The 22,924-nt window shown below is 72.3% G+C and carries 22 protein-coding genes; 13 read left to right on the top strand and 9 right to left on the bottom strand.

Annotation, left to right across the window (positions count from 1 at the left end; translation table 11 throughout):
- Positions 1-4: 4 nt before the first annotated feature.
- The gene (locus ACLJQE_RS41330; protein WP_410645193.1) at positions 5-739 is read right to left on the bottom strand and encodes an SDR family oxidoreductase; all 735 of its coding nucleotides are present in this window, start codon (positions 737-739) and stop codon (positions 5-7) included.
- Positions 740-760: 21 nt separating this feature from the next.
- On the opposite strand from ACLJQE_RS41330, the gene ACLJQE_RS41335 reads away from it, so the two are divergent.
- Complete coding sequence (locus tag ACLJQE_RS41335) at positions 761-1,390, top strand: class I SAM-dependent methyltransferase (RefSeq protein WP_410645195.1); 630 nt, start codon at positions 761-763, stop codon at positions 1,388-1,390.
- 44 nt (positions 1,391-1,434) lie between these two features.
- On the opposite strand, the gene ACLJQE_RS41340 is transcribed toward ACLJQE_RS41335, so the two are convergent.
- The 5 genes from ACLJQE_RS41340 to ACLJQE_RS41360 form a co-directional block, all read right to left on the bottom strand.
- Complete coding sequence (locus tag ACLJQE_RS41340; RefSeq protein WP_410645197.1) at positions 1,435-3,339, bottom strand: S8 family peptidase; 1,905 nt, start codon at positions 3,337-3,339, stop codon at positions 1,435-1,437.
- A gap of 152 nt (positions 3,340-3,491) precedes the next feature.
- Positions 3,492-4,388: an NADP-dependent oxidoreductase gene (locus ACLJQE_RS41345; RefSeq protein WP_410645199.1), complete on the bottom strand. Its 897-nt coding sequence runs from the start codon at positions 4,386-4,388 to the stop codon at positions 3,492-3,494.
- A 287-nt stretch (positions 4,389-4,675) separates the two neighbouring features.
- A complete protein-coding gene (gene lpdA, locus ACLJQE_RS41350) occupies positions 4,676-6,067 on the bottom strand; it encodes a dihydrolipoyl dehydrogenase (protein ID WP_410645201.1) in 1,392 nt (463 codons plus the stop codon).
- Positions 6,068-6,152: 85 nt separating this feature from the next.
- Positions 6,153-6,917, bottom strand: a complete 765-nt coding sequence (locus ACLJQE_RS41355) for a lysophospholipid acyltransferase family protein (RefSeq protein ID WP_410645285.1) — start codon at positions 6,915-6,917, stop codon at positions 6,153-6,155.
- A 91-nt stretch (positions 6,918-7,008) separates the two neighbouring features.
- On the bottom strand, positions 7,009-7,413 hold the full coding sequence (locus tag ACLJQE_RS41360; RefSeq protein ID WP_410645203.1) for a nitroreductase family deazaflavin-dependent oxidoreductase: 405 nt from the start codon (positions 7,411-7,413) through the stop codon (positions 7,009-7,011).
- 218 nt (positions 7,414-7,631) lie between these two features.
- Between ACLJQE_RS41360 and ACLJQE_RS41365 the strand changes: the two genes are divergently transcribed.
- The 6 genes from ACLJQE_RS41365 to ACLJQE_RS41390 all read left to right on the top strand — a co-directional run bounded on the left by ACLJQE_RS41365 (position 7,632) and on the right by ACLJQE_RS41390 (position 13,467).
- Positions 7,632-8,672 (top strand): LacI family DNA-binding transcriptional regulator, encoded by a 1,041-nt coding sequence (locus ACLJQE_RS41365; protein ID WP_410645205.1) that lies wholly within the window; start codon positions 7,632-7,634, stop codon positions 8,670-8,672.
- 82 nt (positions 8,673-8,754) lie between these two features.
- Positions 8,755-9,888: a dihydrodipicolinate synthase family protein gene (locus ACLJQE_RS41370; protein ID WP_410645207.1), complete on the top strand. Its 1,134-nt coding sequence runs from the start codon at positions 8,755-8,757 to the stop codon at positions 9,886-9,888.
- Entirely contained in the window at positions 9,888-10,700 is an 813-nt protein-coding gene (locus ACLJQE_RS41375; RefSeq protein WP_410645209.1) for a sugar phosphate isomerase/epimerase family protein, read from the top strand. Before ACLJQE_RS41370 ends, ACLJQE_RS41375 begins: the two co-directional genes overlap by 1 nt.
- Positions 10,701-10,752: 52 nt before the next feature.
- The gene (locus tag ACLJQE_RS41380) at positions 10,753-11,418 is read left to right on the top strand and encodes an IclR family transcriptional regulator (protein ID WP_410645211.1); all 666 of its coding nucleotides are present in this window, start codon (positions 10,753-10,755) and stop codon (positions 11,416-11,418) included.
- Between the two features lie 46 nt (positions 11,419-11,464).
- Positions 11,465-12,175, top strand: coding sequence for a response regulator transcription factor (locus tag ACLJQE_RS41385; RefSeq protein ID WP_410645213.1), 711 nt, complete (start codon positions 11,465-11,467; stop codon positions 12,173-12,175).
- Between the two features lie 2 nt (positions 12,176-12,177).
- Positions 12,178-13,467 (top strand): sensor histidine kinase, encoded by a 1,290-nt coding sequence (locus ACLJQE_RS41390; RefSeq protein ID WP_410645215.1) that lies wholly within the window; start codon positions 12,178-12,180, stop codon positions 13,465-13,467.
- Positions 13,468-13,505: 38 nt separating this feature from the next.
- On the opposite strand, the gene ACLJQE_RS41395 is transcribed toward ACLJQE_RS41390, so the two are convergent.
- Complete coding sequence (locus ACLJQE_RS41395) at positions 13,506-14,339, bottom strand: SCO6745 family protein (RefSeq protein ID WP_410645217.1); 834 nt, start codon at positions 14,337-14,339, stop codon at positions 13,506-13,508.
- Positions 14,340-14,559: 220 nt separating this feature from the next.
- On the opposite strand from ACLJQE_RS41395, the gene ACLJQE_RS41400 reads away from it, so the two are divergent.
- The 4 genes from ACLJQE_RS41400 (at position 14,560) to ACLJQE_RS41415 (ending at position 19,137) form a co-directional block, all read left to right on the top strand.
- Positions 14,560-15,951 (top strand): amino acid permease, encoded by a 1,392-nt coding sequence (locus ACLJQE_RS41400; RefSeq protein WP_410645219.1) that lies wholly within the window; start codon positions 14,560-14,562, stop codon positions 15,949-15,951.
- A complete protein-coding gene (locus tag ACLJQE_RS41405; RefSeq protein WP_410645221.1) occupies positions 15,948-16,691 on the top strand; it encodes a carbon-nitrogen hydrolase family protein in 744 nt (247 codons plus the stop codon). Before ACLJQE_RS41400 ends, ACLJQE_RS41405 begins: the two co-directional genes overlap by 4 nt.
- Positions 16,688-18,379, top strand: coding sequence for a flavin monoamine oxidase family protein (locus ACLJQE_RS41410; protein WP_410645223.1), 1,692 nt, complete (start codon positions 16,688-16,690; stop codon positions 18,377-18,379). Before ACLJQE_RS41405 ends, ACLJQE_RS41410 begins: the two co-directional genes overlap by 4 nt.
- Before the next feature lie 92 nt (positions 18,380-18,471).
- Positions 18,472-19,137 (top strand): TetR/AcrR family transcriptional regulator, encoded by a 666-nt coding sequence (locus ACLJQE_RS41415; RefSeq protein ID WP_410645225.1) that lies wholly within the window; start codon positions 18,472-18,474, stop codon positions 19,135-19,137.
- Between the two features lie 108 nt (positions 19,138-19,245).
- Here the strand turns inward: ACLJQE_RS41415 and ACLJQE_RS41420 are convergent, their stop codons facing one another.
- Positions 19,246-19,977, bottom strand: a complete 732-nt coding sequence (locus ACLJQE_RS41420) for a TetR/AcrR family transcriptional regulator (protein WP_410645227.1) — start codon at positions 19,975-19,977, stop codon at positions 19,246-19,248.
- A 67-nt stretch (positions 19,978-20,044) separates the two neighbouring features.
- On the opposite strand from ACLJQE_RS41420, the gene ACLJQE_RS41425 reads away from it, so the two are divergent.
- Positions 20,045-20,917 (top strand): alpha/beta fold hydrolase, encoded by an 873-nt coding sequence (locus ACLJQE_RS41425; protein ID WP_410645229.1) that lies wholly within the window; start codon positions 20,045-20,047, stop codon positions 20,915-20,917.
- A gap of 80 nt (positions 20,918-20,997) precedes the next feature.
- Positions 20,998-21,438, top strand: a complete 441-nt coding sequence (locus ACLJQE_RS41430; protein WP_410645231.1) for a hypothetical protein — start codon at positions 20,998-21,000, stop codon at positions 21,436-21,438.
- Positions 21,439-21,580: 142 nt separating this feature from the next.
- Here the strand turns inward: ACLJQE_RS41430 and ACLJQE_RS41435 are convergent, their stop codons facing one another.
- Complete coding sequence (locus ACLJQE_RS41435; protein WP_410645233.1) at positions 21,581-22,819, bottom strand: PucR family transcriptional regulator; 1,239 nt, start codon at positions 22,817-22,819, stop codon at positions 21,581-21,583.
- Positions 22,820-22,924 lie beyond the last annotated feature (105 nt).

The raw sequence follows: 22,924 nt of genomic DNA on the forward strand, positions 1-22,924 counted from the left end.
GCAGCTAGCCGCGGCCGATGAACGGCATGGTCGTCGCGGTGACGGTGAGGAACTGGACGTTGGCGTCGAGCGGCAGCCCGGCCATGTACCGCACGGCGTCGGCGACGTGCCGGACGTCGAAGGTCGGCTCGGCGACGATCCGGCCGTCGGCCTGCGGGATGCCCGCGGCCATCCGCTCGGTCATTTCGGTGGCGGCGTTGCCGATGTCGATCTGCCCGCAGGCGACGTCCCAGGCCCGGCCGTCCAGCGAGATCGACCGGGTGAGGCCGGTGACGGCGTGTTTCGTCGCGGTGTAGGCGACACTGGCGGGCCGCGGCGCGTGGGCGGAGATGGAGCCGTTGTTGACGATCCGGCCGCCCCTCGGGTCCTGCTCCTTCATCAGCCGCACGGCTTGCCGCGCGCAGAGGAACATCCCGGTGAGGTTGACGTCGACGGTCCGCTTCCAGTCTTCGACGGACAGCTCGGCAATGGTGCCGGCAGCGCCGATCCCGGCGTTGTTGAAGAGCAGGTCGAGCCGCCCCCACCGGTCACGGACGGCTGCGAAGAGCGCCTCGACGGCCTGCTCGTCCGAGACGTCGGTGGGCACGGCGAGCGCGTTTTCGAAGCCTGCGGCGGTTTCGTCGAGAGCATCGGCCCGCCGCCCGGCCAGGGCGACCAGGTAGCCGTCCTGCAGGAGCGCCCGGGCGACCGCCCGCCCGATCCCCGAACCGGCTCCGGTCACGACCGCCGTCTTCGCCATCCCGCCTCCTACACTGCCCGTATGGGTCTTCGCGAGCGTTTTCAGGCTGGTCTCGCCCGGCAACTCGGCCACCCTAACGGCCTGCGGGGCCGTCTGGTCGGCTCGGCGCTCAACCGCCGGAACCGGGAAGCGGTCGTGCAGGCCGTCGCGGCGCTCGAGCTGTCGGGCACGGAACGGGCCCTGGACATCGGCTTCGGCGGCGGCTTGGGCCTCGGCCTGCTGCTGCGGAAAACCGCCACCGTGCAGGGCGTGGAGATCTCGAAGACGATGCTCGACCGGGCGCGCAGGACCTTCCGCCGGGAGATCGGGGCGGGCAGGCTCGTCTTGAGCGAGGGACCGATGACCGCGCTGCCTCTCGACGACGGCTCGGTCGACGCGATCGTCACGACGAACACGGTCTACTTCGTGGACGACCTCGGGAAGGCCTTCGCGGAGGTCGCGCGGGTCCTCGCGCCAGGCGGGCGGTTCGTGCTCGGCATCGGTGACCCCGACCTCATGGGCCGCGCCCGGATGCTCACCGACAACGGCTTCTGCATCCGTCCGATCCCCGAGATCGAAGCCACCCTGGACACAGCGGGGCTGCGGTTGTCGCGGCACGAGCGGTTCACCCACAGCGGCCTCGGGTTCCACCTGCTCGTGTCCGGGAAATGACGAGCGGGGCCCGGCGCGCGCCGGACCCCGCTCGAAAAACCGCCTTACTTCGCCGCCACGCCCAGCGCGGCCAGTGCCGGGCCGGCCATGATCACGCCGCTGCCGGTCACCGTGTCGAAGCCGGGCGTGCCCAGGTCGATCGACGAGGACACCAGTGCCGTGCGGATCTGGGCCGGGGTGGCCGTCGGCTTGCCCGACAGGAGCAGGGCCGCGATGGCCGCCGCGTGCGGAGCCGCCGCCGACGTCCCGAAGAACGGCTGGAAGCCCGTCACCGAGGTGGCGACGCCGTCCGCCGCGGTGATGTCCGGCTTGTTGCGGACCGTGCCGCCGGTCGAGGACACGTTGCCCGGGGTGATCGCCGTGCCGTCGGCGTTGAAGAACACGCGGCGCTTGCCGTCGGAGGAGAACCGCTCCCACTTGCTCGACGCCGTGTAGAGGCCGGGGTACGGGCCGGCCGGGTTGGCCGGGTCACCGGTCTCCAGCGGCCGGGTGAACGCGCCCGCCGCCGGTGCCGCCGCCACGCTGAACGCGTTGACCGCGGCCGAGTGGCCGTTCGTGACGCCGTTGGTGCTGAACGCCTTGAGCGAGCCCGAAGCCACGAACCGGCCGCGGATCACGTTCAGCGCGATGAAGCGGTCGGCGCCGCTGTACTTCACGACCGCCACCTTGAAGCCGGAGCCGCTGGTGGGCACGGACGCGATCTCGTACGGGTTCTGCGAGCCGGACTGCGCGTTCTCGCTGGAGGCCACGACACTGCCCGCGGAGTTCAGGATGAACAGGTCGTAGTCGTTGGCGGACTTGCCCCACGGGTCGGACCAGAACAGCGTCACCGGGCGGCCGAGCGAGCCCGCCGAAAGCGCGTCGAAGTTCTGCGTGGTGCTGCTCGGGTCGAAGTCGTGCGGGGTGCCGGTGACGCCGCTGATCTTCGACGACGACGCGCGGAAGTCACCCTCGTAGTAGCCGCTGGTGCCGTCGGTCGCGTTGCCCGAGTTGCCCGCCGAGGAGAAGTAGAGCGCGCCGGCCGCGGTCACGTCGTTGACCGCCTGCGCGACCTGCGTGTCCTGGAACGGCGATTCGTCGAAGTAGGAGACGTCGTCGACGATGATCTGGCACTTGCCGGTGGTGCGCAGCGCGCGGATGTTCGCGGCGAAGCTGGCTTCGCTGGTGAACGCGGTCGCGAATCCGAGGGTCGCGTTCGGCGCGAGGTCGTGGATGATCTCGAGCATCGCGGTGCCCTCGTCGCCGCTGCCCTTCTGGCCGGACAGGACGTCGACCGCGGGCAGTTCACCGGCGCTCTGCGACTTCGCCAGGGAGTCGACGCCGTCGGAGAGCACGCAGACCTTCACGCCGGAGCCGCTGACGCCGTAGGTGGTGCGGGCGGTGTCGGCGCCGTGCGCCTTGTCCCCTTCGGACACCTGCGTCGCGGCGACGGCCTGCTTGGCCAAGGCCTGGCGGAAGTCGCGGTTGCCCTGCTCGCTCCAGGTGGTGGCCTGCACGGCGGGCTTCACCTCGGCGACGTCGGCTCGGCCGGCGATCGCGTCCAGCGCGGACAGGGGCAGGTCGGCGCGGACGGCGCCGTCCGGCGAGACGTGCCGGACCGCGCCGCCCGCCGCCTTGACGGCGTTCGCGACGGCTTTGCTGTGCGCGACGACGTCGACCGCGACGGCGCCGGTGTTGCTGACGCCCACGCCGGAGCGGTATTCGGGCAGTTTCGCGGCCAGCGACCGGTCGGCCCGCAACCGCTTCTCGACGACCAGCTGGCTCGATTGCTTGCGCTCCGCGGGGCTCAGGCTCTTCTTGATGCTCTGCAGCGCGTTGATGCCCGCTTCGGTGCGCGCGGCCGCCGCGTCCACGGTGGACGGCTGGGCCGCCGAGACCCCCGTCGTCAGCAGCAACGCACCGACCGTCAGCGGAACCGCGTGCGCGGCGACCCGGCTGAATCTCACCATCGATGTCTCCCTGTGGTACTCGGCCACTCGACCGAATGACACCCGACCGGGTGTAATGGGGAGAATCTAAGGAGCGACCGGTCCGGATTCCAGCGACCAAAGTCGGGAAGGTGCTTTGGTCCACATACTGGACAAGCTGGGCGCCGGCTCGCTCAAGAAAACGTGAGAACGATTTTTCCGCGGCCGTGTCCGGTTTCGATTTCCCGGTGGGCGGCCGCGGCCTCGGTGTAGGGGTAGGCCCGGCGCACGAGGAAGCGCAAGTCACCCTTGGCGTAGAGCGCGGCCAGCTCGGCGAGCCGCTCGGCGGAACGTCCGGATGTCGAGACGAGCACGCCGAGGTCCGCGGCCCGGTGGTGGTCGACGAGGGTGAGGATCCGCTCCCGCGCCTTCACCAGTTCGAGTGAGACGTCGAGTGCTTCCCCGCCGGCCCCGTCGAGCACGACGTCGACCCCCTGCGGCGCGGCGGCCAGGACGCGGTCCTTCAGTCCTTCGCCGTAGACGACGGGTGTCGCACCCAGCTCGCGCAGGTAGTCCTGGTTGGCCTCGCTCGCGGTGCCGACCACCCGGGCGCCCCGGAGCCGCGCGAGCTGCACGGCGGCGGCGCCGACCGACCCGGCGGCGCCGTGGACGAGCAGCGTCTCCCCTTCGCGCAGGCCGAGGACCTCCAGCGCGATGGACGCGGTCTGCGTCCCGGCGGTGAACCCGCCGGCCACCTCCCACGGCATTTCCGGCGGCTTCGGCGTGACGTCGGAGGCCGGGACGACGATGTACTCGGCGGCGGCCTGCACGGCGGTGAAGCCGAGAACTTCGGTACCGGCCTCGAGTTCGCCCTCGTCGACGACGCCGGCGAACTCGTTGCCGGGCACCCGCGGCCAGGTGAGCGTCAGATTCGGCGGTTCCCACCCGGCTCGCACGGCGGCGTCGTACGGCTGCACCCCGGCGGCCTTGACGCGCACGCGAACCTCCCCGGGCCCGGCGTGCGGCTCCGGCAGGTCGAGGACGCGGAGCACTTCGGGCCCGCCGAATTCGGTGAACGCTACGGCTTTCACGGCTTTCCTCCAGCTGGTGGTCGGTTCCACCATCCTGGAACCTCGACCTCGCTGGAGGTCAACCCGCGCGGCGCCGGAAACTGTCGGTGCCCTGCCGTACGGTCCGCGGCATGGAAGAGATCGAGATCCGCCGCGCCACCCCGGCGCAAGCCGGGGCCTTGATGCTCGCTTCTTCGGCGTACCAAGGCAAAGGGGTCTACCTGCGAATGGGTGCGCGGCGCTCGGGCACGGTCCCGGCGAAACCGCCGAAGGTTCGCTGGGACCGGCCGAGCTCCGCTTCGACGTCCCTACATGTTGATCATGTGGCCCGCGAGGCCGTGAACGGCTTCCTTCACCGCTTCGCCCAGCGTCGGGTGGGCGTGCACGTTGCGCGCCACCTCGTGCACGGTCAGGTCCCACTGCTGGGCCAGCGTCAGCTCCGGCAGCAGTTCGGTCACGTCCGGGCCGATCAGGTGCCCGCCGATCAGCTCGCCGTGGCGGGCGTCGCTGATCAGCTTCACGAACCCGGCCGCGTCGCCGAGGCCGTGGGCCTTGCCGTTGGCGGTGAACGGGAACTTCGCCACCTGGACGTCGAAGCCCTTCTCGCGGGCCTGCTCCTCCGTCCAGCCGAAGCTGGCGATCTGGGGCTGGCAGTAGGTCGCGCGCGGGATCATCGGGAAGTCGAGCTCCATCGTCTCGGCACCCGCGATCGTCTCCGCCGCCACCACGCCCATCGACTCCGACGCGTGCGCCAGCATCAGCTTCGCCGTCACGTCGCCGATCGCGAAGATGTGGCCGACGTTCGTGCGGCCGCGGCCGTCCACGGCGATCGCGCCGCGGTCGGTCAGGGCCACGCCCGTCTTCTCCAGGCCGTAGCCCTCCACGCGCGGCTGGAAGCCGATCGCCTGCATGACCTTGTCGGCCTCGAGGACCTGCTCGCCGTTCTTTTCCGAGGACACCGTCACGCGCACGGAGGAGCCCGAGTCGTCGATCGACTCGACGCGCGTCGACGTCAGCACCTTGATGCCGAGCTTGCGGTACCGGCGCGCCAGCTCCGCCGACACCTCGGCGTCCTCGAGCGGCACCATCCGGTCGAGGAATTCGACGATCGTGACGTCGACGCCGTAGTTGTGCAGCACGTAGGCGAACTCGACACCGATCGCGCCCGCGCCGGCGATCACGATGCTCGACGGCAGCTCGCTCGAGAGGATCTGCTCTTCGTAGGTGACGACGCGGTCGCTGCGCGAAGTCCCGGGCAGCAGCCGCGTGGTCGCACCGGTCGCGATGACGCAGTGGCCGAACGTGATCCGCTCGCCGTTCACCTCGAGGGTGTGGTCGTCGACGAACGTGCCGTGCCCGTCGAATTCGGTGATCTTGTTCTTCTTCATCAGGAAGTGCACGCCCTTGACGCGCCCGTCGGCGACCTTCCGGCTGCGCTCGTACGCGGCCGTGTAGTCGAAGCGGATCGGGCTGTCCGAGGAGATGCCGAAGGTCTTCGCCTCCTGCGTCACCACGTGCGCCAGCTCGGCGTTGCGCAGCAGCGCCTTCGACGGGATGCACCCGACGTTCAGGCAGACGCCACCCCAGTACTTCTCCTCGACCACCGCGGCGCTCAGCCCCAGCTGGGACGCGCGGATCGCCGCGACGTAGCCGCCTACCCCGGCCCCCAGGACGACGACATCAAAGTGTTGTGCACTCATGCCCCGAAACTACCCTTCCGGGCGCTCCTGGGCGGGGTGACCCGGGCCTCATGCGGCGAGGAGCCCACGCCCACCACCGACGATTTCAGGCAGCCACCGACGGCTGCTCGCCGCGGATCGACACCAGCAGCTCGGTGATCGCGGCCATGATGCGGGCCGTCGCCTCCTCCAGCACCGCACGGGTGAGCTCGCGGCCGACGAGGTCCGACAGGTCGACCGGCGGCCCGGCGATCAGCTCGACCGTCTTGCGCGGCAGTGCGCGCGGGAGCTTCGCCGTCGACGGCAGCAGGTGGTGGGTCCCCCAGTTGGCCACCGGGATCACCGGGGCTCCGGTCTCCAGGGCCGCCCGCACGACGCCGGTCTTGCCGCGCATGGGCCAGCCGTCCGGGTCGTTCGAGAACGTGCCCTCCGGGAAGATCGCGACGCATTCGCCCGCCCGCACGGACGCCACCAGGTCGCGGTAGGCCTCCGCGGCCGTCGCCGCGCCGCGGTAGACCGGGATGTGCCGCCCGGACCGCATCACGCGACCGACCACCGGCAGCTTCCAGAGCGAGGCCTTCGCCAGGTAGCGCGGCACGCGGCCGGCGGCGAGGCAGAACGCCGTGAGCGTCGTCGGGTCGGCGAACGACAGGTGGTTCGACGCCACCAGCACGCCACCGGACTTCGGGATGTGCCGCGAGCCCCGGACGCGGAAGCGGGTGGTCTGGACGAGGAACTGCCAGACCACCTCGATCGCGAAGCTGTACCAGGCACCACGGCCGGCGCGGGCGAAGCGCCGGCCGTAGGCGATCATCTGGCGCCGGGTGAGCAGCTCGCCTTCGAGGTCCAGGGTGGTCCAGCGGTCGGTCATGAGTGTCATTCGTAGCCCACCACCGGCCGGTTCGGCCCCCGCCCGCGCCGAACGCGGCGCAGATCACAGCAAGAAGTTCACCGCGAGCAGGTCACCGGCGCTCGAGCACCACGACGGGGATCTCGCGGTCGGTCTTCTTGGCGTACTCGTTGTAGTCCGGCCAGACGGCGGCGAGCTTCTCCCACAGCTTCGCGCGCTCTTCGCCGGAGGTGGTGCGGGCACGCGCGGTGAACTTGTCCGCCTTGATCTGCACGCCGACCTCGGGGTGCTCGACGAGGTTGTAGTACCAGCCGGGGTGGTTCGGCGCACCGCCCTTGGAGGCCACGATCACCGCGTTCCCGTCGACTTCCTGGTAGATCAGGGCGAACTTGCGCTCCTGGCCGGTCTTGCGGCCCTTGGTGGTCAAGACCAGTGTCGGGACGCCTCCCTGCCAGTCGTGGCCGACCTCGCCGTCGGTCTCCTCGTAACGGCGGACGTGCTCGTCACCGAACAGCATGCGTGGTTCCTTTCGTGGGCGGTCGGCTGTGGCGGGCTGACCACTTGATGGTTCTCCTTGTGGACAACACACGCGCGGCACGCGATCTTCCCCTGGGGTTTCACTCGTTCGGGGGAGGTCCCCCGAGCAGCGGCTTCTCCCGGCACACCCACCTCCCAGTAGATTGCACCGACCGAGCACGCCGAGACAACTCGAGACCGATCTTGGAGGAGCCAGCCATGAAGGCCCGGCCGCACGTGACACTCGAAGACGTGGCACGCAGCGCGAACGTCTCGCTCGCGACGGCGTCGCGGGTGCTCAACGGCACCGCGTCCGTCCGCGCCGACCTGCGGGAGCGGGTGTCCGCCGCCGCGGCCGAGCTGGCCTACGCCCCCAACGCGCACGCACAGGCCCTCGCCGGTGGCACCCACCGCACGGTCGGCGTGATCTGCCACGACGTCAGCGACCCGTACTTCGCGGCCATCGCGGGCGGGGTGATGCGGGTGGCCACCGACAACGGGCTGCTCGTCATGCTCGCCGGCACCTTCCGCGACCCCGACCGCGAGGTCGCCTACGTCTCGACGCTGCGCGCGCAGCGGGCCGCGGCGATCCTGCTCATCGGCTCGGCGTTCGAAGACCGGGCGTGGGAACGCGCGATGGCCGCCGAGCTGGAGCCCTACCGCCGCGGCGGTGGCCAGGTCGCGGCGGTGAGCAGGCACCGCGGGCTCAAGGTCGACACCGTGCAGCCGGACAACAAGGGCGGGGCCGCGGCGCTGGCGCGGGAGCTGGTCGGCCTCGGGCACAAGCGGTTCGCCGTGCTGGCCGGGCCGCGGCGGCTGAGCACCGTGATCGACCGGCTGGCCGGGTTCTCCGGCGAGCTGGCCGCCCACGGCATCGAACTGCGCGAAGACGACGTCGTCGAGGCGGCGTTCAGCCGCGACGGTGGTTACGAGGCGACGAAACGGCTGCTCGCGGGCCGCAAGCGCAAGCTGCCCACCTGCCTGTTCGCCGTCACCGACGTGATGGCGATCGGCGCGCTGACGGCGTTGCGCGAGGAAGGCCTGTCCGTGCCCGGCGACATCTCGGTGGCCGGTTTCGACGACATCCCGGTGGTCCGCGACCTGGCCCCGGCGCTGACCACGGTCCGGCTGCCGCTGGAAGAACTCGGCGAGCGCGCGATGGACATGGCGATCAAGGGCTCCGCGCCCGGCCGGCCGCGGACGGTCCGGCTGTCCGGCGAAGTCGTCCTGCGCGAAAGCACCGGACGCCCCAAACGCTGACCCCACCGGGCCTTGCCGCGAGCGCGGCACAGGCCCTACCGTGGGTTGAGAAAGCGCTTTCTGACCCTTGCGGAGGTCTCCGATGCTCGTGCTCCCGGCCCCCGGCGGCGAGCTGCTGAACTGGTCGCCGTCCGGGCCACGGCCCCCCGCGCCCCCGGAAGCGCCGCCGGCATCGCGCATCGCCTACGCCGCCGCGCACGTCGTCGCGGACGCGCTGGCCGACGAGCCCTGCGCCGTGGACTGGGACACGACGCTGGCCTTCCGCGAGCACCTCTGGTCGTGCGGACTCGGCGTCGCGGAGGCGATGGACACCGCGCAGCGCGGCATGGGCCTGGACTGGCCGACGACGCGGGAGCTGGTGACCCGCACCGGCGCGGTCGCGGCCGGACGGCGCTGGTGCGCCGGGGTCGGCACCGACCAGCTGCCGCCGGGACCGGCCACCGTGTCGTCCATTGTGGATGCCTGGCGCGAGCAGCTCGACCTGGTCTCCGGCGCGGGCGCGGTCCCGGTCGTGATGGCCAGCCGCGCCCTGGCCGCGGCGGCGACCGGACCCGGCGACTACCACGCCGCGTACGGCAAGCTGCTGTCCGAGGCGGGCGGGCCGGTCCTGCTGCACTGGCTGGGCGAACAGTTCGACCCGGCGCTGGCCGGCTACTGGGGCCACGCCGACGTCCGCGCCGCCGCCCGCGAACTGGCCGCGCTCTGCGCCGAGCACGCTCCCGCGATCGCCGGGGTGAAGGTGTCGGTGCTCGACGCCGAGGTCGAGGTCGAGTTCCGCCGGGCGCTCCCGGACGGCGTCGCCTGCTACACCGGCGACGACTTCAACTACCCCGCGCTGATCGCCGGGGACGCCGAAGGCCACAGCGAGGCTCTGCTCGGCATCTTCGACCCGATCGCCCCGGTCGCCGCGGCCGCGCTGCGTCGTCTGGACGACGGCGACCGGGCCGGGTTCCACGCCCTGCTCGACCCGACCGTGCCGCTGTCCCGCGAGATCTTCCGCGCGCCGACCCGGCACTACAAGACGGGCGTCGTGTTCCTGGCCCACCTCAACGGCCACCAGGACCACTTCCGGATGATCGCCGGCAGTGAGTCCGCGCGCACGATCACCCACCTCGCCACGCTGCTGCGGCTCGCCGACGAGGCCGGCGTGCTGGCCGACCCCGACCTGGCCGAGGCCCGGATGCGGCCGCTGCTGCAGGTCGCGGGGGTCGTGTGATGGATCCCCGGCTGAGCCTCAACCAGATCACCACGAAGTCCTGGTCGCTGCCCGAGGCGGTGGCCGGCTGCGCCGACGCGGGCGTCGGCTGGATCGGGCTGTGGCGCGACAAGGTGGCCGAGACCGGCGTCGACGAGGCCGCGCGGCTGCTCAAGGAGCACGGTGTGCGGGTTTCGTCGTTGTGCCGCGGTGGGTTCTTCACCGGCGTGACGCCGGAAGGGTCTCCTGTGGACGGTGTGGCCCAGACCCGGGAGGCGATCGACGAAGCCGCCGCGCTCGGCGCCGGCGTGCTCGTGCTGGTCGTGGGCGGGATCGCGGGCAACGACCTCGCCGCGTCCCGCCAGCGGGTCGCCGACGCCGTCGGCGAGCTCGCGCCCTACGCCGGGGAGCGCGGGGTCCGGCTCGGCCTGGAGCCGCTGCACCCGGTGCAGTGCGCGGAGCGGTCGGTGCTGTCCACTGTGGAGCAGGCGCTGGCGATCGCGGTGGAGCACCCCGCCGAGCAGGTCGGCGTGATCGTGGACGAGTTCCACGTCTGGTGGGACCCGCGGATCGAGGCCTCGATCGCCGCGGCCGCCGGCCGGATCGCCGGGTTCCACGTGTGCGACGTCCTGGTGCCGCTGCCGGACCCGCTGCTGGGCCGCGCCCTGCCCGGCGACGGCCCGATCGACCACCGCCACCTGCGCGCGGCCGTCGAAGCCGCGGGCTACACGGGGCCGATCGAGGTCGAAGTGTTCAACGCCGATCTGTGGGCCCGGCCGGGCGGGGCCGTCCTCGCGGAAACCGTTGCGGCGTTCGAGCGACACGTGGCCTGAGTCCGTCCGCCTGGCGGTACGCTGCGTCCATCAGGCGGACGGGGGACGCTCGATGACGGCGGAAGACGACGGCGGGATCCGCAGTGTCCTGCGTGCGTTCGACCTGCTCGCCCTGTTCACCGAACACCGCCGGACGTGGGCGGTCAAGGACCTCACCGCGGCCAGCGGCCTCGCGAAGACGACCGTGCTGCGGCTGGTCGCCACCTGCGAGCAGCGTGGCCTGCTGTGGACCCGGCCGGACGGGCGGATCACCGTCGGGCCGGGGATGCTGCGCTGGGCGCAGCTGGCGAACACGGCGTGGCAGCTGCCCGAGCCGGTCCGGGAAGTGCTGCGCGAGCTGGCCCGCGACTGCGGCGAAACAGTGAGCCTGTACGTGCGCAGCAACGCCGTGCTGGTCTGCGTGGCTCAGCAGGAAGGCTCCCGGGCCATCCGGCACGTCGGCCGCGCCGGTGACGAGCTGCCGCTGCGGTGCGGGGCCGCCGGGGAGGTGCTCGACGGCACGGCCGGGGACACCGCGGTCAGCCACGGCGAACCGGAGGCGGGTGCGTCGAGCGTCGCCGCTCCCGTGCGCGACGACGAAGGCCGGGTGCTCGCCGCGCTGGCGATCACCGGGCCCACCAGCCGGTTCGGGCCGGCGGAAACCACTGCGTTAACCGAAGCTGTGGCGCGGGCTTCCCGGCGGATATCGCGGATCGGGCTCAGTACACGGACGGAATAGGCCACGGTTCCCTGGCTTCCGCGGCAGCGTTGGCTAGGCTTCCCGCATGCCGAACCTGCTGGTGGTGGAAGACGACGCGGCGATCGGCAGCGTGCTCGAATCGACCCTGCAACTACACGGTCACCAGGTGTGCTGGGCCCGCGACGGGCGGACCGCCCTGCGGGCCGCCGAATCCGGGGAATTCGACTTCGTGCTGCTCGACCTCGGCCTGCCCGACCTCGACGGCGTCGAGGTCTGCCGCCGCCTGCGGGCCGCGCTGCCCGCCGCGGTGCTGGTCATCCTCACCGCGCGGCAGGAGGAGATGGACGTCGTCGTCGGCCTCGACGCCGGAGCCGACGACTACCTCACCAAGCCGATCCGGCTGAACGAGCTGCTGGCCAGGGTGCGGGCGCACCTGCGGCGCGGCGCGCCGGCCGCGGCCCGGCCGCCGGTGACCATCGGCGGGCTGACCGTCGACGTCGCCGGCCGCCGCGCCACCCTCGGCGGGCGCGAAGTGGTGCTGCGCGCCAAGGAATTCGACCTGCTGGCCCGGCTCGCCGAGCAGCCGGGGGTGGCGATCAGCCGCGACACGCTGATGTCCGAGGTCTGGGACGCGCACTGGTACGGCTCGACGAAGACGCTGGACGTGCACATCGCGGCGGTGCGCCGCAAGCTCACCGCGGCCGCCGGACCGGGCGACGAGGTCCCGCGGATCGCCACCCTGCGCGGGCACGGCTACCGGCTCGAAGACCCGGCCCGAACCGTCGCCGAAGGGTAGCCGTGCGCCGCCGGATCACCTCGCTGACGGTGCTGGCCGCACTCGTCGCCACCCTGCTGTTCGCGCTGCCGCTGGGCATCGCGGTGTGGCAGTACTACCACGACGACGTGAAGGGCGACCTGGAGCGGGCCGCGGACGCCACCGCGCTCGCCGTGTCGGAGGACCTGAACGCCGGCCGGCGGCCGACCGTGCCCTCCTTCGACGGGCCGGACGACGAAGCCGAGGGCGAGGTCGGGATCTACGCCCCCGACGGGCGGCTGCTCGCCGGGCACGGGCCCGCCGTCGGCGGCCCGGTCGAGCAGCAGGCGGCCAGGGCCCAGGAGGACGTCGTCATCGGCCGCGAAGGCGGCGAAATCGCACTGGCGGTGCCGGTGGTCAGCGGCCCCCGGCTGACGGGCGTGGTCCGCGCCGCGCTGCCGCTGTCCCAGCTGCGGCTGCGGATCGTGCTGACCTGGCTCGGCATGGCCGGGCTCGCGGTGGTGACGACCGGGGTGAGCTGGCTGCTGGCCCGGCGGTTCACGATCCGGCTGGTCCGGCCGCTGGAACAACTCGCCACCGCGGCCGAACGTCTCGGTGACGGCGACTTCACCGCCCGGTCGCCGCGCGCGGGCATCGCCGAAATCGACCGGGTCGGTGAGGCGCTGGGCGCCACCGCGACCCGGATCGGCGAGACCCTGGAACGCGAGCGCGCGTTCTCCGCGGAGGCGTCGCACCAGCTGCGCACCCCGCTGACCGGCCTGCGCCTGCAGCTGGAAGCGGCGCTGGAAACCCCGGCCGCGGACCCGTACGCGGCCATCCGCGCCGGGATCGCGTCCGCCGACCGCCTGGAACGCACCATCGAGGACCTCCTTTCGCTGGGCCGCGAACGCCGGGCGCCGCGAGCCGAACTCGACCTCGATGCGCTCCTCGACGAAGTCCGGCAGGCCGGAGAGGCGCTGCTGGCGCCCCACGGACGGGGGTTGCGGATCATGCGGCAGGACCCGCCACCGGCGCGCGTGGCCGCCGCGGCGGTCCGGCAGGTCCTCGGCGTGCTGCTGGACAACGCGGCGACACACGGACGCGGCACGGTCACGGTGCTGGCCCGCGACGCCGGCGACGCACTCGCCATCGACGTCGCCGACGAAGGCCCCGACCTCGGCGAGACGGACCCGTTCGCGACGACGCCGAGTGGGCACGGCATCGGCCTGCGCCTGGCCCGCGGCCTCGCCGAAGCGGAGGGCGGCCGGCTGCGGCTGAGCCGCCCGGACCCGCCGACGTTCACCCTCCTCCTGCCCGCCACCGCCCCGGCGTGACTGTTCACATCGGAAAGATCGCTACATCGGAAAGACTGCTACATCGGAAAGACTGCGCGGAAGGCGGCCGAGATCGGTTCGAGGCCGGCGACGAGGCGGTCGAGCTCACCGGGGCTCAAAGCGTTGTACGGCGCCTCCGCGAGCCGGTCGGTCAGTGCCTCGACCCGCTCCTTCGTGGCCCGGCCGGCGGGGGTGAGCCACCCGTCGGTGCCGACGAGGCCGCGGGCGCGCATGCCGTCGACGACCGCGGTCAGCTGCGCTTCCGGAAGGTGGCCGAGGCGGCCGAAGTCCTTCGCGGGCAGGTCGACGGACAGGGCGTGGAGCACGTGGGCTTCCGTCCCGCCGACACCTTCGGCCAGCAACGCGACGTTGTGGCCGTCGCCGCGGTGCTCGCGCAGCAGGGTGGCCGCGTGCCACAACCGGGCCACCGGCTCCTGCGGGACCGGGAGCGCGCGGAGAGCGGCGAAGAGCGCGCGTCCCACCACCGGTGCGCTGATCGCCGCCGTCAGCAGCAGGTCGCCGGCGCGGGCGATCGCCGGGTCCTCGGCGCGGTCACCGAGGATCCGCCGCATCCCGGCGACGCAGCCCCGCTCGCGGGCGGCCAGCGCCGCCTCGGGCGTGGTCAGCTGCCACACGCGCGGGATGTGCCGGGCCACTTCGCCGGGGGCGAAGCTGTAGAAGACCGCGTGGACCGCCTCGGCCGGCATCTCCCGGCCGAAGGGCGCGGCCCGGCCGGCGAAGTAGGCGTCCCACACGCTGCCCAGCCCCAGCGCCAGCAGGGCCTCGTCCGGCTCGTCGGCGAAGTAGGGCACCAGGCCGAGCGGCTCGACCAGGTCGTACATGCGGCGGGCGACAGGCTCCGGGTGCGGCATCTTCATCCCCTTGCGGATCTCGGCGGCGCCCTCGTGGCGGCCGCTTCACCTCCTCCACGAACGGCTCCCCCGGGATCCGACACCCCGTTCTCGGCCAATTTGCAGCGCGGAACGAATCGCCACGACCCGACGCCGCTGTGCAATGAATCACCTGTGATTCATCTGTACGCGCAACGTCCTCGTGTTTTGCGCTCCGGAAACGAACGTTACCGTCGTCGGCATGACTTTGCGAGCCGCGGCGGCGCGGCGGAAACCGGTCGCCGACCTGGTCGCCGAAGGCGATCATGGCACGCTGAAACGGTCGCTCGGCCTCGGGCAGCTGACCATGCTCAGCATCGGGGCCACGCTGGGCAGCGGCATCTTCGTCGTGCTCGGCGAAGCCGTCCCGGTGGCCGGCCCGGCCGTGGTGCTCTCGTTCGTGCTCGCCGGTGTCACGGCGTTGTTCTCGGCCCTGTCCTACGCCGAGCTCGCCGGGATGATCCCGCTGTCCGGCTCGTCCTATTCCTACACCTACGCCACGCTCGGCGAGCTCGTCGCCTGGGTCTGCGGGTGGTGCCTGGTGCTCGAGTACGGCGTGTCGGTGGCGTCGGTCGCCGTCGGCTGGGGGCAGTACCTCAACGAACTGCTGCGGCTGGCCTTCGGCTTCGCCATCCCGGACGCGCTCAGCCAGCCTCCGGGCTCCGGTGGTGTCGTCAACGTGCCCGCCATCCTCGTCGTCGTCCTCGCCATGGTCCTGCTGCTGTCCGGGGCGAAGGAGAGCGCCCGGGCCAACGCGGTCATGGTCGTGGTCAAGATCGGCACGCTGGTGCTGTTCTGCGCGATCGCCTTCAGCGCGGTGCAGGCGAAGAACTTCACCCCGTTCCTGCCGCTCGGGCTGGCCGGGCTGAGCGCCGGCGGCGCCAAGCTGTTCTTCTCCTACATCGGCTTCGACGCGGCCTCGACCGCCGGCGAGGAGGCGAAGAACCCGCAACGCGACCTGCCGCGGGCGATCCTGCTCTCCCTCGGCATCGTCACCGTGCTGTACTGCCTGGTCGCCGTGGCCGCGGTCGGCGCACTGCCGTGGCAGCGGTTCGACGGGCAGGAAGCCGCGCTTTCCCACGTGCTCGGCGTCGTCTCGGACAACCCGTTCTGGGCCGGGCTGCTGGCCGTCGGCGCGATCGTGGCGATCACCAGCGTCGTGCTGACCGTCCTCTACGGACAGACGCGCATCCTGTTCGCGATGTCCCGCGACGGCCTCGTCCCGGCCGCCCTGTCCAAAGTGGACGCCAAAACCGGCACGCCGCGGACCAACACCCTCGTCGTCTCGGCCTTCGTCGCGGTACTGGCCGCCTTCATCCCGCTGGGGAAGCTGGCCGACGCCACCAGCATCGGGACGCTGTTCGCGTTCGGGCTGGTCAACGTCGCGGTCCTGCTGCTCCGCAAGCGCCAGCCCGACCGCCCGCGGTCGTTCCGCGTGCCGCTCTCGCCGGTCACGCCGATCCTGGGCGTGCTCTGCTGCGGCTACCTGATGCTCAGCCTCGACGGCGCCACCTGGCTGGTCTTCGGCGGCTGGATCGCACTGGGCCTGCTGCTCTACTTCGGCTACGGGATCCGGAAGTCGAGGCTGGCATGAGGGTCGCCGTCCACCAGGGGCCGCTCGGCGACCTGCCCCGGATCGACGCCGACCTCGTCGTCACCGCGGAGATGGGCACGACCGGCTACCACATCGGCGCGCGCACGCACGAGCTCGCCGAGCCCGCAGACGGGCCCACCGCGGCCCGGATGGCCGCGCTGGCCAGGGAAACCGGCACCGCACTGGTGTACGGCTACCCGGAAACCGACGGCGAGCACGTCTACAACAGCGTCCAGCTCGTCGACGCCACCGGACGGCGGCTGGCCAACTACCGCAAGACGCACCTCTTCGGCGACCTCGACAAGGCGTGGTTCACCCCCGGCGACGAGGCGGTGGTGCAGGCCGACCTCGACGGCGTCCGGGTCGGGCTGCTCATCTGCTACGACGTCGAGTTCCCGGAACTGGTCCGCGCGCACGCGCTCGCCGGCACCGAGCTCCTGGTCGTGCCGACCGCGCTGATGCTCCCCTACGAGCTGGTCGCCGACACGCTCGTGCCCGCGCGGGCCTACGAAAGCCAGCTGTTCGTCGCCTACGCGAACCGCTGCGACACCGAGCGGGAGCTGACCTACTGCGGGCGGTCCTGCATCGTGGCCCCGACCGGCGAGGTGCTGGCCCGCGCCGGTGCCGGCCCCGGGGTGATCGCCGCCGACGTCACCCGGGCCGCGCTGGCCGCGTCCCGGCTCGAGAACACCCACCTGGCCGACCGACGGCCCGAACTGTACCGGGGAACCACCGCATGACCTCCGCCGTCCCGACCGCGATCCACCACGACGAACCGGCCGGCCGCCCGATCACGATGTTCGGCCCGGACTTCCCGTTCGCCTACGACGACCACCTCGCCCACCCCGCCGGGCTGGGCTCGCTGCCCGCCGGGCGGCACGGCACCGAGGTCGCCGTGATCGGCGGCGGCCTCTCCGGCATCGTCACCGCGTACGAGCTGATGAAGCTGGGCCTGCGGCCGGTGGTGTACGAAGCCGCCGAGCTCGGCGGGCGGCTGCGGACCGTGCGGTTCCCCGGCTGCCCGGACGACGTCGTCGCCGAGATGGGCGCGATGCGCTTCCCGCCCGCGTCGACCGCGTTGTTCCACTACATCGACAAGGTGGGGCTGGCGACCACGCCGTTCCCGAACCCGCTGGCACCGGGAACGCCGAGCACCGTCGTGGACCTGAAGGGACAGAGCCACTACGCGCGCACGGCCGGCGACCTGCCCGCCGTCTTCGGCGAGGTCGCCGCGGCCTGGGACCGGACGCTGGCCGAGCACGCCTCCTTCGCCGAGATGCAGACGGCGATCCGCGACCGCGACGCGAAGACGATCAAGCGGCTGTGGAACGACCTGGTGCCACGGCTGGACAACCAGACGTTCTACGGGTTCCTCTGCGACTCGCCGGCGTTCGCCTCCTTCCGCCACCGCGAGATCTTCGGTCAGGTGGGCTTCGGCACCGGCGGCTGGGACACCGACTTCCCGAACTCCATCCTGGAGATCCTGCGCGTCGTCTACACCGGAGCCGACGACGAGCACCGCAGCATCGTCGGCGGCAGCAGGCAGCTGCCGCTGCGGTTGTGGGAGCACGCCCCGGAAGACACCGCTTTCTGGCCCGCGGGCACGAGCCTGAACACACTGCACGGCGGACGCCCGATGCCCGGCGTCGCGCGGCTGCACCGCACCGCACCCGCCAACATCACCGTGACGGACACCGAGGGGCACATCAGGACGTTCCCGGCGGCGGTGTTCACCGCGCAGAGCTGGATGCTGCTGTCGAACATCGAGTGCGACGAAGCGCTGTTCCCGATCGACCACTGGACGGCGATCGAGCGCACGCACTACATGGCGTCGTCGAAGGTGTTCGTGCCGGTCGACCGGCCCTTCTGGCTGGACCGCGACCCGGTGACCGGCCGCGACACGATGAGCATGACGCTCACCGACCGGATGCCCCGCGGCACGTACCTGCTCGGCGACGACCCGGCCGCCCCCGCGGTGATCTGCCTGTCCTACACGTGGGCCGACGACTCGCTGAAGTGGCTGCCGCTGCCGGTCGGCGAGCGCGTCGAGGTGATGCTCCAGTCGCTGCGCGAGATCTACCCCGGCGTCGACGTCCGGCGGCACATCATCGGCGACCCGGTGACCGTGTCGTGGGAGGCCGAACCGCACTTCATGGGCGCGTTCAAGGCCAACCTGCCCGGCCACTACCGCTACCAGCAGCGGCTGTTCACGCACTTCGTGCAGGACGAGCTGCCGCCGCGGTACCGGGGCCTGTTCCTGGCGGGCGACGACATCTCGTGGACGGCGGGCTGGGCCGAGGGCGCGGTGCAGACGGCGCTGAACGCCGTGTGGGGCGTGCTGCACCACTTCGGCGGGGCCACCGATCCGGCGAACCCGGGCCCGGGTGACGGCTTCGCGGACATCGCGCCGATCACGCTGCCGGACTGACCGTGCCCCGATCGTGGGATTGGGGCACGCGGCCCATCCGACATCGTGCTCACTGCCCTGCCCGGCACAACGGCCCGTGCGACGATGGGCGGATGAACACCGAGCCGGCGCCGAGATGGCGAAGACTGGAACCGGACGAACGGAAGGAACAGATCTACACCTGCGCGGCGCGGCTCTTCGGTGAGCGCCCGTATTCCGCAGTGTCCACATCGGACATAGCCGCGGCGGCCGGCGTCGCGCGGGGGCTGATCAACCACTACTTCGGCACGAAACGCGAGCTGTACCTGGAAATCATCCGCCGCGCGCTGACCGTGCCGCGGCTGGCCGTCGAGATCCTCCCCGACGGGCCGCTCGAACTGCGTGCCGACGTCGCCATCGAGTGGTTCCTCGACATGGTCACCAGCCAGGAACGGATGTGGCTGGCCGCGATCGCGCCCGAGGGCATCGGCCGCGACCTCGAGGTGGAGCGCATCCTCGAAGAAGCGGACCGGGAATCCGCCGACCGCGTGCTGGAAGCCGTCGGGCTGTCGCGGGAATGCGACCACGGGCCGGAGCTCAACGCGCTCGTGCGCGCGTTCGGCGGGATGGTGAAGTCGGCGGGCCGGGAGTGGCTCGTGCGCCGGTCGCTGACGCGGGACCAGGTGCACCTGCTGCTGTCGAAGTCGCTGGTGACCCTGGTCGGCGAGATCTTCCCGGCCATCCAGGCGGAGCCGCCGCGCACCGCTTCCCCGGCACCCCGGCCGGGCGATCCCGCGTAGACCGAAGCCCCCGGCGCCACGAGGGGGAGGAGGGCGCCAGGGGCTCCGGGTCAGTGGACGAACCACCGACGCACGCCCACGGTACGCCGAGGCACTGTCAAGTCGCTGTCAGCCCGGATTGTCCGATTCATGAAGTTCGTCCAGCCGGTGCGCGAGCCCGTCAAGACACCGCCGGACGGCGTAGTCGTAGAGCTGCGCGTAATAGCCCGACGCGAGGTCCGGGTCGCCCATCAGGTCGTGCATCGCCGCCCCCAGCTCGGCCATCCCCGGCAGGTCGGGCCGCTCGCGGTAGGTCGCGTACTCCTCGGTGTTGTCCAGCCGCAGCGCGAGCGCGCCGTCGCGGTCGTCCTCCATCGCGACGAACTGGCAGGCGGTCATCAGGAGCAGGTTGTAGGCCAGCACGCTTTCACGGCCGAAACCGGCGGCCAGCAGCACGCCGACGCCCGCGTCGATGGTGCGCGTGGCCGCCTTGACCGACGGGCCGAACAACGCCAGCCGCCGCGCGCAGCCGGGGTAGGTCCGCAGCACCGCGCGCAGGCCGGCCAGCAGCTCGGTGAACCACTCCTGCCACGGCAGCTGCTCCTCCGGCAGTTCCAGCAGCCCGACGACCCGGTCGACGACGGCGTTCACCACCGCGTCCCGGTCGCCGACGTGGTGGTAGATCACCGCCGGGTAGGCCTCGACCGCGCGGGCGAGCTCCCGCAGCGTCCAGTTGTCCAGGCCGCGCTGGGCGGTGAGGTCGGTGGCGGCGCTGACGATGCAATCGGCCGTCAGCGCCGGCAGCCCCGCCGCGGCCCGCGACCGGGGGCGCTGTCCCGTGCCCGAGGATGAGGTCGGCATGGGGGGTAACGGTAACCGCACCGCCCGGCCCGGTGCCAGCTCCGCGCGGGTACGGCAGGATCGGGGTATGGCACGCGCACAGGCCAACGGTCTCGAGCTCGAGTACGACACCTTCGGCGATCCGGCGGCCCCGCCGCTGGTCCTCGTGATGGGCCTCGGCGCCCAGATGATCACCTGGGAGGACGGTTTCTGCGAGCTGCTGGCCGGCCGCGGGTTCTTCGTCGTCCGCTACGACAACCGGGACGTCGGGCTCTCCACCTGGCTCGACCACCTGCCGCCGCCGGACCTGGCCGCGCTGGCCGCCGGCGACCGGTCGACCGCGCCGTACACGCTGTCGGACATGGCCGACGACGCCGTCGGGCTGTTCGACGCACTCGGCATCGAGCGCGCCCACGTGGTGGGGGCGTCGATGGGCGGGATGATCGTGCAGCAGCTGGCCATCGACCACCCGGACCGGCTGCGGTCGATCACGTCGATCATGTCGACCACCGGGGACCCGGCCGTCGGGCAGGCCGAGCCGTGGGCGCTGGCGATGCTGACCCGGCCGCCCGCCACGACCCGCGAGCAGGCGCTCGCCGACAGCGTCGACGGCTACCGGCGGCTCGGCTCGCCCGGCTATCCGGACGACGAGGCGTTCCTGCTGGCCAAGGCGGCCCTGCACTACGACCGCGCACGGCACCCGGTGGGCACCCTGCGCCACGCGGCGGCGGTCGTGGCGTCCGGCGACCGCACTGCCGGGCTCCGTGACGTGCGCCTGCCGGCGCTGGTCGTCCACGGCGACGCCGACCCGCTGATCAACGTCAGCGGCGGCAAGGCGACGGCGGAGGCGATCCCGGACGCGGAGCTGGTCGTGCTCCCGGGAATGGGGCACAACCTGCCGCGCGCGGTCTGGCCGGAGCTCGCCGACGCGATCGAGGGCGTCGCCGCGCGGAGTAAATAAAGCGTAAAGATCACGGGGACGGGCGTAGGGAATGTGTCCTGGCCCACGCTCGTGCCCCGTCCCGGGTCTGGACTGTGTCGATGACAGACGGCATCGGGTTCCCGTTCGGGTGTGTGGCGGCCGTCGCCGCGGTGATCGTGGCGGACCTGGCCGGCGCGACCGGCCACCCCTGGTACGCGCTGGTCACCTTGGGTTCGGTGGTCCTGGCGGCCGCCCACCGGAGTTCCCCCGCCGCCGCGGCGGGCATCGCGGTGGTCGCCTGGGCCCTGCACACGGGCTTCGTCCTCGGCCGTCTCGGCCAGCTGACGTTCGACCCCGCCTCGGCCTTCGCCGCCCTCGTCCTCACCGCGGCCCTGCTCACCGGCCTCCTCACCCGCGCCGCCGTGTCGACGCTCCAATCACGCGTGTCGACCTCCCCGTCACGCGAGTCGACCCTCCAGGCACGCGAACCGACCGTCCGGGTACGCGAGTCGACCGTCCGGGTACGCGAGTTCGCCGGCCGGGTGCTCCGGGTCCCGTGATCGGACGCGTATCTCACGTGATTGAGCACGTATCTCGCGTGATTGGGCGCGCATCTCGCGTGCTTGGGCGCGCATCTCGCGTGATTGAAGGGTCGACTCGCGTGCTTGGAGGGTCGACTCGCGTGCCTGGAGGGTCGGCGCGTCAGTGGCGGGTGCGGGTGGCGCGGCGGGCGGCCGAGGCCGCGATGATGCGGGGCAGGCCGGCCGGGTGGAGGGGGTCGATGCCGGTCAGGTCGCGGATCCGGCGGAGGCGGTAGTCGACCGTGTTGGGGTGGACGTGGAGCTGGGCCGCGGTGCGACGGCGGTTCGTCTCCAAGGCCAGGTACGCGTCCAGCGTCTCGACCAGCTCCGGGTGCGCTTCCAGGGGGTCGAGCGCCGCCGCGAGGCGGTCGCGGGCCGCTCCCGGGCGGGTCAGCTGGTACTCCACCAGGACGTCGTCGAGGCGGTACAGGCCCGGTGCGCGGCCGAACCACCGCAGGACGTCCAGCACCTCGCCGGTCTGCGCCGCCACCGCGCGGACCTCCGGCGGCGTCGCGGTCTCCGCCGCGGCCAGCACGGTGACGCCCGCCGCGCGCCCGGCGACGTCGAGCACTTCGTGCCAGTCCGCGATCGCGGTCAGCCGGCCCGCCACCGGGAGCAGGACGAGCCCGCCGGGACCGTCCAGTGACGCGAGCACCCCGTCGCCGCAGCACCGTTCGAACGCCGCCAGGAACCGGCGGAGCTTGCGGCGGACGGCGATCCCGGCGTCCACCTCCGGCGACTCCTCGTCGGCGTGCGGCCCGAGTTCGACGCTCAGCACGACGTACCGCGCGGGCAGCGCGATCCCGGCGCTGCGGGCGACGACGTCGACCGGGCCGCCGTCGACGAGCACCGACAGCAGCGTCCGGCGCGCGGTGTGCTCCTGCCCGACCTTCGTGCGCAGTTCCTCCAGGTAGCCGCGGGTGGCCGCGCCGGTGACGGTGCCGACGAACCCCAGCACCCGGTCGGCCACGTCGAAGAGGTCGGCCACGTCGGCGGGGCCCGCTTCGGCGGAACTGACGGCGAAGATCTCCCGCGCACCGACGTGGTACGCGGCCAGCGCGGCCTCCAGCGGAAAGCCCTCTTCCGCCCGGCGCACCGCGGACGCGCCGACCTGCCGCAGCTCGGCCGGGTTGAGCTCGCGGTCCTCGCGCAGGCTCCGCGCGAACGCCCGCACCGCCTGCCTGGCGATGCCCGCGATGTCATCGGTCAGTTCCTCCACCGGCAGCCGCCGGTAGTCCGCGATCTCCGCCTGGATCCGCGCGAGCACCCGGGCGATCAGCTCGGGCTCCTCCCGGGTGAGCCGCTCGTGCACGCGCTGCCCGCCGAGGGTGAGGTCCCCGCCGCACTTGTGCTCGGTCACAACCGATCCCCTCGTTCTCTGCCCGGATTCCCAGTCAACCAAGCCACGCCCGGTGCCGATGGTGTCACGGAGACCAACAATCGGCACTGCGTCAAGGAGGACGGC

The sequence above is a fragment of the Amycolatopsis sp. lyj-346 genome, from assembly GCF_046548975.1.
GTDB lineage: Bacteria > Actinomycetota > Actinomycetes > Mycobacteriales > Pseudonocardiaceae > Amycolatopsis.

Coding starts and splice junctions, on each gene's coding strand:
- ACLJQE_RS41405 (WP_410645221.1), top strand. CDS start 15,948: ATGAGGGTCGCCGTCCACCAGGGGCCGCTCGGCGACCTGCCCCGGATC.
- ACLJQE_RS41415 (WP_410645225.1), top strand. CDS start 18,472: ATGAACACCGAGCCGGCGCCGAGATGGCGAAGACTGGAACCGGACGAA.
- lpdA (WP_410645201.1), bottom strand. CDS start 6,067: ATGAGTGCACAACACTTTGATGTCGTCGTCCTGGGGGCCGGGGTAGGC.
- ACLJQE_RS41355 (WP_410645285.1), bottom strand. CDS start 6,917: ATGACCGACCGCTGGACCACCCTGGACCTCGAAGGCGAGCTGCTCACC.
- ACLJQE_RS41430 (WP_410645231.1), top strand. CDS start 20,998: ATGACAGACGGCATCGGGTTCCCGTTCGGGTGTGTGGCGGCCGTCGCC.
- ACLJQE_RS41420 (WP_410645227.1), bottom strand. CDS start 19,977: ATGCCGACCTCATCCTCGGGCACGGGACAGCGCCCCCGGTCGCGGGCC.
- ACLJQE_RS41330 (WP_410645193.1), bottom strand. CDS start 739: ATGGCGAAGACGGCGGTCGTGACCGGAGCCGGTTCGGGGATCGGGCGG.
- ACLJQE_RS41395 (WP_410645217.1), bottom strand. CDS start 14,339: ATGCCGCACCCGGAGCCTGTCGCCCGCCGCATGTACGACCTGGTCGAG.
- ACLJQE_RS41360 (WP_410645203.1), bottom strand. CDS start 7,413: ATGCTGTTCGGTGACGAGCACGTCCGCCGTTACGAGGAGACCGACGGC.
- ACLJQE_RS41365 (WP_410645205.1), top strand. CDS start 7,632: ATGAAGGCCCGGCCGCACGTGACACTCGAAGACGTGGCACGCAGCGCG.
- ACLJQE_RS41385 (WP_410645213.1), top strand. CDS start 11,465: ATGCCGAACCTGCTGGTGGTGGAAGACGACGCGGCGATCGGCAGCGTG.
- ACLJQE_RS41370 (WP_410645207.1), top strand. CDS start 8,755: ATGCTCGTGCTCCCGGCCCCCGGCGGCGAGCTGCTGAACTGGTCGCCG.
- ACLJQE_RS41410 (WP_410645223.1), top strand. CDS start 16,688: ATGACCTCCGCCGTCCCGACCGCGATCCACCACGACGAACCGGCCGGC.
- ACLJQE_RS41425 (WP_410645229.1), top strand. CDS start 20,045: ATGGCACGCGCACAGGCCAACGGTCTCGAGCTCGAGTACGACACCTTC.
- ACLJQE_RS41380 (WP_410645211.1), top strand. CDS start 10,753: ATGACGGCGGAAGACGACGGCGGGATCCGCAGTGTCCTGCGTGCGTTC.
- ACLJQE_RS41340 (WP_410645197.1), bottom strand. CDS start 3,339: ATGGTGAGATTCAGCCGGGTCGCCGCGCACGCGGTTCCGCTGACGGTC.
- ACLJQE_RS41375 (WP_410645209.1), top strand. CDS start 9,888: ATGGATCCCCGGCTGAGCCTCAACCAGATCACCACGAAGTCCTGGTCG.
- ACLJQE_RS41335 (WP_410645195.1), top strand. CDS start 761: ATGGGTCTTCGCGAGCGTTTTCAGGCTGGTCTCGCCCGGCAACTCGGC.
- ACLJQE_RS41400 (WP_410645219.1), top strand. CDS start 14,560: ATGACTTTGCGAGCCGCGGCGGCGCGGCGGAAACCGGTCGCCGACCTG.